This is a genomic window from Mesorhizobium kowhaii, assembly GCF_042431665.1.
GTDB lineage: Bacteria > Pseudomonadota > Alphaproteobacteria > Rhizobiales > Rhizobiaceae > Mesorhizobium > Mesorhizobium kowhaii.
In genome coordinates this window covers 133,737-145,801 of sequence record NZ_JBHLYT010000176.1, presented here as the reverse complement: position 1 = coordinate 145,801, position 12,065 = coordinate 133,737, and the positions used below count along the sequence as shown (strand labels likewise).

General features: G+C 60.7%; 8 protein-coding genes and 1 pseudogene. 5 read left to right on the top strand and 4 right to left on the bottom strand.

Annotated features, from left to right (window positions below; genetic code table 11):
- The first annotated feature begins 186 nt into the window (after positions 1-186).
- Positions 187-741 (top strand): HdeD family acid-resistance protein, encoded by a 555-nt coding sequence (locus ACFFNA_RS37725; RefSeq protein ID WP_378925200.1) that lies wholly within the window; start codon positions 187-189, stop codon positions 739-741.
- Between the two features lie 57 nt (positions 742-798).
- On the opposite strand, the gene ACFFNA_RS37720 is transcribed toward ACFFNA_RS37725, so the two are convergent.
- Both ACFFNA_RS37720 and ACFFNA_RS37715 read right to left on the bottom strand, forming a co-directional pair.
- On the bottom strand, positions 799-1,779 hold the full coding sequence (locus tag ACFFNA_RS37720) for a bifunctional riboflavin kinase/FAD synthetase (protein ID WP_378925198.1): 981 nt from the start codon (positions 1,777-1,779) through the stop codon (positions 799-801).
- A gap of 6 nt (positions 1,780-1,785) precedes the next feature.
- Complete coding sequence (locus ACFFNA_RS37715) at positions 1,786-2,646, bottom strand: TIGR01459 family HAD-type hydrolase (protein ID WP_378925568.1); 861 nt, start codon at positions 2,644-2,646, stop codon at positions 1,786-1,788.
- A gap of 324 nt (positions 2,647-2,970) precedes the next feature.
- On the opposite strand from ACFFNA_RS37715, the pseudogene ACFFNA_RS37710 reads away from it, so the two are divergent.
- Together ACFFNA_RS37710 and ACFFNA_RS37705 are read left to right on the top strand one after the other, a co-directional pair.
- A pseudogene (locus tag ACFFNA_RS37710) lies at positions 2,971-4,958 on the top strand (TadE/TadG family type IV pilus assembly protein).
- A gap of 225 nt (positions 4,959-5,183) precedes the next feature.
- On the top strand, positions 5,184-5,816 hold the full coding sequence (locus ACFFNA_RS37705; protein WP_378925196.1) for a LysE family translocator: 633 nt from the start codon (positions 5,184-5,186) through the stop codon (positions 5,814-5,816).
- 58 nt (positions 5,817-5,874) lie between these two features.
- Here the strand turns inward: ACFFNA_RS37705 and ACFFNA_RS37700 are convergent, their stop codons facing one another.
- On the bottom strand, positions 5,875-6,699 hold the full coding sequence (locus tag ACFFNA_RS37700) for a DUF2189 domain-containing protein (RefSeq protein WP_378925195.1): 825 nt from the start codon (positions 6,697-6,699) through the stop codon (positions 5,875-5,877).
- Positions 6,700-7,000: 301 nt separating this feature from the next.
- On the opposite strand from ACFFNA_RS37700, the gene ACFFNA_RS37695 reads away from it, so the two are divergent.
- Both ACFFNA_RS37695 and ACFFNA_RS37690 read left to right on the top strand, forming a co-directional pair.
- On the top strand, positions 7,001-8,224 hold the full coding sequence (locus ACFFNA_RS37695) for a TadE/TadG family type IV pilus assembly protein (protein WP_378925193.1): 1,224 nt from the start codon (positions 7,001-7,003) through the stop codon (positions 8,222-8,224).
- Between the two features lie 319 nt (positions 8,225-8,543).
- Positions 8,544-9,056, top strand: a complete 513-nt coding sequence (locus tag ACFFNA_RS37690; RefSeq protein WP_111545882.1) for a CAP domain-containing protein — start codon at positions 8,544-8,546, stop codon at positions 9,054-9,056.
- A gap of 70 nt (positions 9,057-9,126) precedes the next feature.
- Here the strand turns inward: ACFFNA_RS37690 and ACFFNA_RS37685 are convergent, their stop codons facing one another.
- The gene (locus ACFFNA_RS37685) at positions 9,127-11,856 is read right to left on the bottom strand and encodes an EAL domain-containing protein (protein ID WP_378925191.1); all 2,730 of its coding nucleotides are present in this window, start codon (positions 11,854-11,856) and stop codon (positions 9,127-9,129) included.
- Positions 11,857-12,065: the final 209 nt, after the last annotated feature.

Sequence of the window (12,065 nt, the reverse complement as noted above, 5' to 3'; positions counted from 1 at the left end):
CACTCCACTAACACAACGCACACGGTTTACCGATGAAAGCTTTGGCCGTCGTTTGGTAAAATTTGATTTAAACGCGAGACATCCGATCGCGGTTTGCGGCGATCCCGCCATCGGCTGGACGTTGGCAGGCGCCGGGACTAACCTCCAGGGCGCAGTATCCCGCGACCCCCGATGGAGATGGCGACAATGACCCTGCATGGCGACGCCTTGAGAACCGCGATCGAACAGACACGGACAAAATGGGGATGGTTCGTCGCGCTCGGCGTGCTGCTGCTCATCTTCGGCGGCATTGCCTTCGGCAATCTGTTCATCGCCACCGTGGCTTCGGTCTATGTCGTGGGATGGCTGATGCTGATGGCCGGCGTCATCGAGATCGTGCATGCCTTCGGCGTCAAGACCTGGAGCCGCTTCTTCTACTGGCTGCTCAGCGGGCTGCTCTATGCCATCGCCGGATTTTTCGCCTTCGACAATCCGCTGCTTGCTTCGGCGGTGTTGACGTTCCTGCTTGCGATCGCGCTTGTCGCTTCCGGGGTGCTCCGGGCCTGGGTCGGCTACAGCCACAGGCCGGAACGCGGCTGGGGCTGGATCGTCGCGGCCGGTGTGATCAGCGCGCTTGCAGGCCTGATCATCGCCATGGGCTGGCCGGTCAACAGCCTGTGGGTGCTGGGGCTCTTTCTGGCCATCGACCTGATCTTCCAGGGTTGGACCTTCATCGCCGTCGGCCTGGCACTGAAAAAGTAGATTTTTGCCTGAGCATGATCTTATCCGAAAACCGGTTCCCACTTTTCGGGATCATGCTTAGAACGCCATGGCCGCGTCGAGCACGGAGAGCGGCCTGACGCCTGCAAGCAGCGCGCGCGCTTCGGCTTCATCGCGCTTCATCTGCGCGACCAGCGCATCGAGCCCTTCGAACTTCACCTCCGGGCGCAGGAAACCGAAGAAGGAAACCTGGCAGACCTCGCCATAGAGGTCGCCTGAGAAATCAAAGACGAAGGTTTCCAGCAGCGGCGCGCCATTGTCGTCGACGGTCGGGCGGCGGCCGAAGCTGGCGACGCCGTCGTGAAGCGTGCCGTCGGCGCGACGAAAGCGGACGGCATAGATACCCTCCTTGAGCGCAGCTTCCGCGGAAAGCCTCATATTCGCGGTTGGAAAGCCAAGCGTGCGGCCGAGCTGCTGGCCGCCCACCACCTCGCTTTCGACGGTGAAGCGATAGCCGAGTAGTCCGGCGGCCTCGGCCACCGCGCCCTCGCTCAGCAAGCCGCGGATGCGGCTCGACGATACCACCTCGGCGCCCTCGTCACGAAAGGCGTCGACGAGCGTGACGCCGAAGCCATGACGCTCGCCGGCCGCCATCAGGTAGGCCGGGCCGCCCTGACGGTCCTTGCCGAAATGGAAATCGAACCCGGTCACGGCGTGGGTAATGCCAAGGTTCTTTTCCAGCACGTCGGTCACGAATGCTTCCGCCGACAGCGAGGCGAAGTCGCGCGTGAACGGCTGCTCGACGAGCGCGGCAAACCCCAGCAGCGACAGGAGCCGCGCCTTCATCGGCGGCGGCGTCAGCACGAACAACGGCATGTCAGGCCTGAAGACCTTGCGCGGATGCGGTTCGAATGTCAGCACCAATGCTGGTACTCCGCGCCGCCCGGCCTCTGCCAGGGCTCGCTCGAGCACCGTCTGATGGCCGCGATGGACACCGTCGAAATTGCCGATCGCCACCACGCCGCCACGCAAATCGGCGGGCAGCGGCGCGGTTGCCAAAATGTGCTGGAAGGCTGCCATCGTCACCTACCGCAGTCTGGGAATGACAGCCACCGGACGATACCCATGCTTTTCCAGGAAGGTCGCCAGCCTTGCCGGATCCGGTTGCAATGCATCGCCATAATCGCGTGCATGGATGCCGCCGGACACATAGAGAACGTCGAAACCATTGTCGACCGCGCCCTTCACGTCGGTCATCATGCCGTCGCCGATGGCCAACACCTGCGAACGCTCGAGCGGCCGGCCAAGAAGCTCCGCAACCTCCTTCATCGCGACGTTATAGACCGGCGCGTAAGGTTTTCCGGCGATCAATGTGCGGCCGCCGAGCTGGGCATAGTCGCGTGCCAGCGCGCCGGCACACCAGATGATGCGCTCGCCGCGCTCGACGACGATATCGGGATTTGCACAGATGAAGGGCAGGTTCCTGGCGCGCAACCGCCGCAGAAGCTCCGTGTAGTCCTCGGGCTTTTCGACCTCGTCATCGAACAGACCGGTGCAGACGACGCCGGACGCCTCGAATTCCTCGACAAGCTCGACGTCGAGACCGTCATAGAGCGTGAAATCGCGGTCAGCGCCAATATGGAAGATTTTTCGGGGGCCCTCGGCGATCAGGTCGCGGGTCACGTCGCCTGATGTGACGACACGGTCGTAGGCTGATGGTGGCACGCCGATCGCGTTCATCTGCGCCACCACATCGGCACTTCTGCGCGGCGAATTGGTGATCAGGACAACGGGGATTGCTGCCCCTCGAGCCCTCGCCAGCGCCAAGGCTGCGACAGGAAAGTGCCTCTCGCCATTGTGCACCACACCCCAGACATCGCACAGGATTGCCGAATAAGCCTTCGACACGTCTTCGAGCGAGCCGATGATTTCAGGCGAAGCCGCCATGCCGTTTCCTTCAGTCATGATCATTGCGAGCACCGCGGCCGACGGTTCGCCGCAGCCGGTTCGGATTAGCCGAACCGCCCCGACCTGTCACCAGCTTTCGCCCGGACGCCTGCGTATCATCAGTTGATCGGCCTTTTTGCCAACGCGAGATGTCCACAGGCCCGTGAGGTGATCCACATCGGATGATGAGCGAGGTTGCCGGATTGGTTAGCGGTTGGTGAAGCGCGGACCAAGCAATCGAGCGGTTTCCCAAACCCGTCCTTCAGCGTTTTGTGGAAAGTTGACGCCTGGTCAAGAATCCGCCGGCGGGGGCCGCAGCAATATATGTATGAACTCTGGCGTCGGTTCTGCCGCGACAAACGCGGCAACTATGCTCTTATGACGGTCGTTGCGATGGTTCCGCTGATGGGCGGCCTGGCGATGGCGGTCGACTTCACCGAGATGAATCGTGAAAAGCAGGCGGTGTTGAATGCGCTCGATGCCGCCAACTTCGCCACGGCGCGACGGCTGACGGAAGGTGCGACCGACGACCAGTTGAGAGCCTATGCGCTCGACTTCTTCAACGCCAACCTCAACAACGTCGATCCCGCCAACACGACGCTCAATGTCACCTTGCCAAGCAACACCACGGGCGGCGGCTTGCTCAAGATGAGCGCGCGGCTTGACTACAAGCCCTATTTCTATCCTGCCTTCGGCCAGCTCGTCGGCAAATCCCAAACCGACGCGAACCAGAAGATCAGCTTCGACGTCACCTCGGAAGTGCGGTTGAAGAACACTCTGGAAGTTGCCCTGGTGCTCGACAATTCCGGATCGATGACCACCACCGGAACCGGCTCGGGGCAAAAGCGCATCGATCTTCTCAAAACTGCGGCCAAACAGCTGGTCGACACGCTGGCCCAGCAAGCGGCAATGATCAAGCAGGTCGAAAAGCCGGTGCAATTCGGCCTCGTGCCGTTTGCCGCCTCGGTCAATGTCGGTGCCAGCAACGGCAATGCATCCTGGATGGACACCGAAGGCCTGTCGCCGGTATCGAACGAGAACTTCGACTGGTCGACGCTGAACGCGGCGGCCAAATACGCCCAGCAGACCAACGGCATCTGGTACAAGCGCGGCTCCGGATGGGGTGCCGATGAAGGCCAGATGCTGACCCGGTTTTCGCTCTACCACGACATGAAAGTCGTCACCAACCACGAGCGTGTCACCAACAGCAAGCGCGTGGTGTGCGACGAGTACAACTCGAACAACACCTGCAAGCGAAACCACGACGAGTACGACTACATCGATTCCTATGGCCCGTTCGCCAGTTGGCAGGGCTGTGTCGAGTCCCGGCCCCACCCCTACAATGTCAACGACGCGCCGCCGTCCGGCGGCTCGGCGAACACCGGCATAGGCGTCGGCGATCCGGCAACGATGTTCGTGCCGATGTTCGCCCCGGACGAACCAGGCAATCATTGGAAGCTCACCCAGGATCCCGATGAGGCCATGCCGACAACCTATGGCGCTGTGAACAGCTGGTGGAATGACGACCCGACGAGCAGCACCGGCCAATCCCGGCTGCGCAACATGGCCAAATATTTTCAGCCGCGGCCGATCGATGCGCCGGCGCTGCCGGCTGGCAACGGTCCGAACTACAGCTGCACCACCAACCCGATCACGCCATTGACCGATGTCAGCGTCGCCGCCGGACTCACCTCGATCAAGGCAGCGATCGACCTGATGCAGCCGAATGGCGGCACCAGCGTTCCCGAGGGCATGGCCTGGGGCTGGCGGGTGGTTTCGAGCGGCGAGCCGTTCACGCAAGGTCGCCCGGAAACAGAACGAGGCAACGACAAGGTCGTGATCGTGCTGACCGACGGCGCCAACACCTACTACACGCCTTCGTCGCTCGGCTACTCCGACCCTGCCGATTCGAAGTCGACCTATGCGTCCTACGGCTATCTCAACCCCGGCTACAACGGCACTTCGGTCGGCCGCCTGTTTCTGGGCACATCGAGCGCCATTGGCCAGTTGGACTATTCGAACGGCAATTACACAGGCGCACTCAACGAGCAGATATGGCGACGCTTTGCAACAACGCCAAGGCAGCCAACATCATGGTGATGACGGTGGCGCTCGACCTGTCCACGACCAAAACCGCCGATCAAGCGGCGATCGCGGCGCTGAAATCCTGCTCGTCGAACTCGCGCTTCCGCAAGGATCCGACGGACGCGAGCAAGCCGGCCAAGCTGTTCTGGAACGCCACGGGCGCCACCTTGTCGAACGATTTCAAGGAAATCGGCAACGAATTGTCGAACCTGCGCGTCGTCAGCTGATCCGAAGGCACTAAAGCGCGTCGCGTTTGAACGGATTCAGGCGACGCGCTTTAGGTCTTTGTTTTTATGCATGTCGTTCTCCCAAAACCGGGCCACTTTTGGGCGACATGCACTGGCAGCCCTCTGGCGCAACGGCTGGCGCCGCCATGCTCTTGCGGTTGCCTGCCGGTGCGGGCAGATATTGGCCGCTCGCTTCCGTACCGCGATGCACAGGGAAACGAACAGATGCCCGAAACCGCCAACCATCTCGCCTTCGCGCTGGTCTGCCTCGGCATGGTGCTGACGCCAGGCCCCAACATGATCTACCTGATCTCGCGTTCCCTGTCGCAAGGGCCAAAGGCGGGGCTGATCTCACTTGGTGGCGTGGCGCTCGGCTTTGTCTTCTATGTGCTGGCGGCGGCATTCGGCATCACCGCGCTGCTGCTTGCCGTGCCTTATGCGTATGACGCGCTGCGCTTTGCCGGTGTGCTCTATCTCTTGTGGCTCGCCTGGCAAGCGGTGAAGCCGGGCGGACGCTCGCCATTCCAAGTGCGCGAGTTGCCGAGGGACCGGCCGCGCAAGCTGTTCGCCATGGGCCTGATGACCAATCTGCTCAATCCGAAGGTGGCCGTGCTCTATCTGTCGCTGCTGCCGCAGTTCATCAGCCTGGACAAGGGCCATGTCCTGTCGCAGCTTCTGGTGCTCGGTGCGACGCAGATATCGATCAGCCTCAGCGTCAATGCCATCATCGCGGTGACGGCCGGCTCGATTGCCACTTTCCTCGCCGGACGGCCATTGTGGCTGGTCATCCAGCGCTGGATGATAGGCACCGTGCTGATGGCGCTCGCGCTGAAGATGGCGACCGACGCGCAACGCTGAGAGCGAAACTGCAAAGCAGCGGTCGCATCGGCTATGTTGCCAGGATCGTACGGCTTGCCTACATCGGCCGCCGGATTTGCTGCGCCCGCTCCGGCTCGACCACCTTGCGGTAGAGATGCCAGGTGGCATGGCCGAGCACCGGCATGACCACTGCGAGCCCGGCAAACAGCGGGATCGAGCCGATCACCAGCAGCACGGCAACCAACAACCCCCACAGTGCCATCTGCAGCGGGTTTGCCATCACCGCGCGCGCCGAGGTCTCGATGGCCGAAACGGCGCCGACATCGCGGTCGAGCAGCAGTGGAAAGGCAACCACGGTGGTGGCGAGCACGACCACGGCGAAGACGAAACCGGCGGCGTTGCCGGCGAGGATCAGCGTCCAGCCCTTGCCGGTCGTTAGCACCTCGCGGACAAAGCTGCCGATCGATGCCGGCGGCTGGTCGCCGAACAGACCGGTGTAGATCGACTGCGCGGTGTAGAGCCACAACAGGAACAGCGCCACCAGCATGATACCGATCACCGCGATCGACGGAATCGCCGGCGAGCGGCGCACGTCGAGAGCATGCCGCCAGGAAGTGTTCATGCCGAGCTCGCGCCGGCGGCTGATCTCGTAAAGACCGAGGGCGGCAAACGGACCGACCAGTGCGAACCCCGACATCAGGGGATAGATGAGCTGGATGGCGTTGGCGCCGGACGTCCATCGCGTCAGGATCAGGCCGACGACGGGGTAGATCAGGCACAGGAACACGTAGTGCGACGGTTTTGCCCAGAAATCCTCGGCGCCGAGGCGCAGCGCATCCCTGAGATCCGCCGTGGTGATAAGGCGCACCGTGGGCTGCACGTGCATTCCGCGTGCGTCCGCCATGACATGAAAGCCGGCCATAACCTTCCTCCCGTGAGTCGGGGGCGGTCATCGCCTGGATGGCCGCCCGCAGCTGCCACTAGTAGAACGAGAGTCACGATAACAGACTTGGCGCTGGTTGTCGCCGCGTCAGTGGCCTGGAGCAGTTCCTGGTTATGTTCATCCCTCCCTGGCGCCTCTCATATGGCCGTGCCTTGGCAGGCTTTCGTTTTTGGCCGACCATTGCGCTGCATTTTAGCATTTCGCATTTTAGCATTTACTGAAATGGCCCGTAGAGACCCCTGTCGTATCGCTTGGGCTTTACAAGGTTTGGCGAGGGGCGATGTTCGCATTGAAAGGCTTCTGGTCTTCGGAGCGCGGCAACTTTGCCATGGCGACCGTTGTAGCGACGCTACCGATGATGCTTGGTGTGGCCGGCGCCATTGATCTGGTCGGCACGAGCCATGACGCCGCGCAACTACAGAACTCCCTGGACGCGGCGGGGCTGGCCATCGGCACGAAGTTCTCTCCCGATATGACGGCTGACGATGTTCGTCAGTTTGGGCTGCAATTCTTCGCCGCAAACATGAGCGCGGCCGACCCGCAGGAATATTCGGGCAGCGTCTCCGCTTTCGCGGCAACGGCCAGCGGCAGCCCAAGCGCCTACTTTATCTCGCTGTCGTCCAGTATAAGCCGCCCAAGCTTCATCGGTGACTCGGCCCCCTGGCAGGCCTACCGCACGGCCTCGGTCAAGATAAAACCTGGCGCGCAGGCCTGCGTGCTGGCGCTCGATCCGCATGCGTCCGCCGCCGTAAGCCTGCAAGGCTCGACCAATGTCTCGATGGACAGTTGCGTGATCGCGGCGAACTCGGACGCGTCCGATGCCGTCAATAGGGGCGGCTCCGCTCTGGTTTCAGCGGGCTGTGTCTCAACCGTCGGCGGCACCAGCGGGCTCTTGCCACCCAGCGCCAGTCTCACCTGCGGAACGCCGCACGAACATCAATACGCATCTTTTGATCCACTGGCCGACGTCATTCCTCCCCCCTACACATTGTGTTTGCCGGTCCCGAACGGCAAAACCTACACGCTGTCGCCCGGCACTTACTGCGACAAGACATTGTCGGGAAATATCACGCTCAATCCGGGCGTCTACATCATGCGCGGCACCACCATCAAGCCCGGGGGAAACGGCAGCCTGACTGGCCAGGGCGTGACGATATTCCTCATGGAAAGCGCGCAGATCTACATAAATGCCAATGAGACGGTGAACCTGTCCCCGCCGACCAGCGGCACTTATGCCGGCATCACTATTTTTCAGGACCACGGGAATACGTCTGCCTTGACGCTGAACGGCGGCGCAAATTCCGCGCTCAGCGGTTTCATCTACGCGCCGGACGCGCCGATTTCCTACGCCGGTAATTCTGATATGAGCGGCCAGGGCGACTGCCTCAGGCTTGTCGGCATGACGGTGCAGATGACCGGAAACTCATCCGTCAAGTCGGACTGCGCGGCGGCGCTTGGAAATCGCGCAATGTATGCCGACCGGATGATCACGCTGGTGAAATGAGAGACGCCTCCCACGTTTTGACCTGACGTCTCGGCGGCGCCGGCCGCTCACACGTCTCGATCGACACGTCGGCTGTGGAAACTTAGGCGCATCAGTTTGACGCCAGCATGATCAAGGCGTGACGCAACCACAAAACCCTGCAAAGACCCTGCGTGCCGACCATACCACGCCAATAGCTTCTGGCTGCGGCACGCAGGAAAGGCATCGATTGAACATCCGCAGCATAACCCAACCAACACAAGGGTTCCAATCGCTGTGCAGTTTCGCAATTTGATCGCCTGCCCGGCAAAAGCCATGATCGCGACTATGTCAGGCAGGCATGAGCGTTGCAAAAACCGAGAATCAACAAGCAAATTTGAACAGGCGTGTGCTGCTCAAGGCTGCCGGCCTCGTCGCGCTGGCTGGGCTGGCTGCTTGCGCCACCACGGTGCTGCCGACCGGCGAAGGCGCCGGGGTCTCCTCTTCCGCCACCAGCACATTGACCAGTATCCGCGCTTCGGCGGGGCTGCCGCCATTGGTTACCGACCCACAGCTCGAGCAGGCCGCCCTGCAGCAGGCCGGCTATATGGCGCGGCGTGGCCGCATGAGCCACACCACCGGCTGGGGCAAGGATTTTGCCTCGCGCGTCAAGGGCAATGGCATCGCAGGCGCGGCCGCCGAGAACATCGCCGAGGGCCGCTTCGATCAGCAGAAACTGTTCGATATCTGGGTTCATTCACCTGGCCATCGCCGCAACATGCTCGACCCGCGCTTCACCCGCTTTGGCCTCGCCTACGTGCGCGACGGCCGCGATAGCGCCCTGCGCTACTGGAGCCTTGTGCTCGGGAAATAGGGAGCCGGCATGTCGTCATCGGCCGCTTGTCTTCTTCGTCAAGCTGCGTGGTAGGCCGACGGCTGATCCGTCAATCCTTGTGGTTGAGCAAATTTTCGATGTCCCGTGCGGAGACCGGTTTGCTGAAATGATAGCCCTGCATTTCATCGCAATTGTTTTTGAGCAGGAAGGCGATTTGATCGTCGGTTTCGACGCCTTCGGCGATAACCCTCATGTTCAGCTTTTGACCCAACGAAATTACGGCGCTGGCAACAGCCTGATCGTTTTCGTCTTCGGCGACGTCGTTGATGAAGGATTTATCGATCTTTAGTCGCGCAACCGGAAACGTCTTGAGTGCGCTGAGGCTTGAATAGCCCGTCCCGAAATCGTCGATGGAGATCTGAACGCCCAGGCTTTGCAGTTCGTTCATCGTCGCGACCGCCAATTCTGTATCTTGCATGATGAGGCTTTCGGTCAACTCCAGCTCAAGATAGCTTGCCTCCAGGCCACTGTCCCTGAGTGCATTGACGACACGTCCGACCAGGTTCTTTTCCTTGAATTGTCGTGCCGACACATTCACGCAAACGGTCATCGGCGGCAGACCCGCGTCCTGCCAGGCCTTGTTCTGTCGACAGGCTTCATGCAGAACCCAGTCGCCGATCGGCACGATCAAACCTGTCTCCTCGGCGGTCGGGATGAACGTCATCGGCGTTACCACGCCCAGTGTCGGATGGTTCCAGCGTATCAACGCTTCTACCGCAAAGACGCGCCCCGAGCGAAGATCGACTTGCGGCTGATAGAGCAGCACGAATTCCGAGCGGGCCACGGCGTTTCGCAATTCCTCCTGAAGCACGAATTTTTCATGCGCCCTCGAGTTGAATTCGGGAGTGTAAAACTGGAAATTGTCGCGGCCGAGCTCTTTTGCGCGATACATGGCCGCATCGGCATTGGCCAGGAGTGTTTCCGAGCTCGCCCCATCCTTGGGGTAGTTTGCGATGCCGATGCTGGCCGTCGTCCTCAGGTGATGCTCTCCGATATGAACCGGCGCTGCAATCGCTGCCCGGATCATTTGCAAGGTCTCCGAAATGAGATCGACATTCGTAGGCTGGTCGAACAGAACGATGACAAATTCGTCGCCACCAAGCCGCACAACGGTATCGGTCGCCCTTACGCATTCAACCATACGGCCGGCGACAGTCTTCAGCAGTTCGTCTCCGGCATTGTGGCCCAGCGTGTCATTGACGAGTTTGAAATTGTCCAGATCGATGAACACCACTGTCACCCAGCGATCGTATCGCTGCGCGTACAAGATCGCTTGAGAAAGCCGGTCCTCCAGCAAGGCGCGATTGGGAAGCCCCGTCAGCACATCGTGATTGGCCATGAAGTGGATCTGATCTTCAGCCAGTTTGCGCTCGATCGCGATCCCGGCGATGCGCGTCGTGAAGTCAATCAGCCGAGTCTCGGCCTCGATCGGTTCGCGCACCGTCATCGAATACATCGCAAAGACACCCAACACGGCACCTTGATGCGACAGGATCGGGGTCGACCAGCACGAACGATAGCCGTAGGGCGCCACCAGCTCGCGGTAATCTTCCCAGAGGGGATCCTGCAGGATGTCGGCGACAATGACCGGCTCCCGCCGATAAACGGCGGTTCCACAGGACCCTACCTTGGGACCGATGGCGATCCCGTCGATGAGAACGGTATAGTCTTTCGCCAGGCTCGGCGCGGCGCCGTGCCGCAAATGGCTGCCGTCCTTGTCTAGCAGCAAGACGGAACCGAATATCCCCGTCAGCTGAGATTCAACGAGGCACATGAGGCGGTCGAGCACATCTTCGAGCGGAGCGCTCGTCGCTATCATCTCCAGGATGTTCGCCTGCCCGTTTCGAAGGATGTCCGCCTGCTTGCGGACCGTGATGTCGTGGGCGATGCCAACCAGACCGAAGATATCATTCTGGACATTGCGCAACGGCACCTTCGTCGACGAGAGCCATTTGCCGGCGCCTGACGCATCGACAACAAACTCCTCCTCGTCGATCATCGGTTGTCCGCTATTGAGGACGTTCTGCTCGATCAGGCAAAATTTCTGCGCAAGTTCGGGGGCATGGAGATCAAAATCGGTCAAACCGATCATGTCGCTTGTCTGCTCCCGGCCACTGTCGGACGCAAGGGCGCTGTTGACCACGACGAAGCGGCTTTCGGTGTCCTTGACCCACAGATAGGCGGGCACCCAGTCGATCAGTGTTTGCAGCGAAATGCGTTCGTCCGCAATCAGACGATTCGCCGTGAGTTCCGTAATGTCCTCATGGGTGGCCACCCAACTGCCATCGGGCATAGGTTGGTGGCAGACCTGAATTGTCCGACCGTCGACAAGGTTGGCTGTCCAGACCCTCGAAGCCTTGCCCGAATTGACCGACCGGGCCAACGCGAGATAGGCGTCGGTAGCCATCGCAGATGTCCTGGCAGCGACGCGGCGTTCGATGATTTCGCTCAATATCAGGCCCGGCTGCAATTGCTCGGGCGCAATGCGGTAGATCTCCGCATAGCGACGGTTGGACAGGATCAGCCGTTCATCGGCGTCGAAAAAGCAGATGCCTTGCGAGATGTTGTCGATCACCGTCTTGAATCGGAGCGCCTGCCCTTCGAGTCCGACGATCGTAGCCCGAAGCTCGTGCTCAAGGGTTTCGTAGGAAGCAGTCGCCAGTTTTGCCAGTACGGCCAGACCGTTCGACTCGGGCGCCTTGGTGGCCAGCCTGGATGATTTCGTGACCAAACAGAGTTCCTCCGGTTTGGTGTCTGGAAAAAAACCGCTCGCTTGCAAACGGAAAGTCTGCCCATAGTGTTACTGAAATACTAATAGCAGATGAACCAGATAGAAATCGGAGCCGTGGATCCTGGATACCTGATCAAAAAGGACTGTTCTCGAACCTATTTTGAGCTTCCAGGCTCAGTATTCTTCAATATCAGGATGAATTCGGCCGACAATCGCCGCTACATGACCCGTGCCTAGCCCTACTTGGTTGTCGCCTT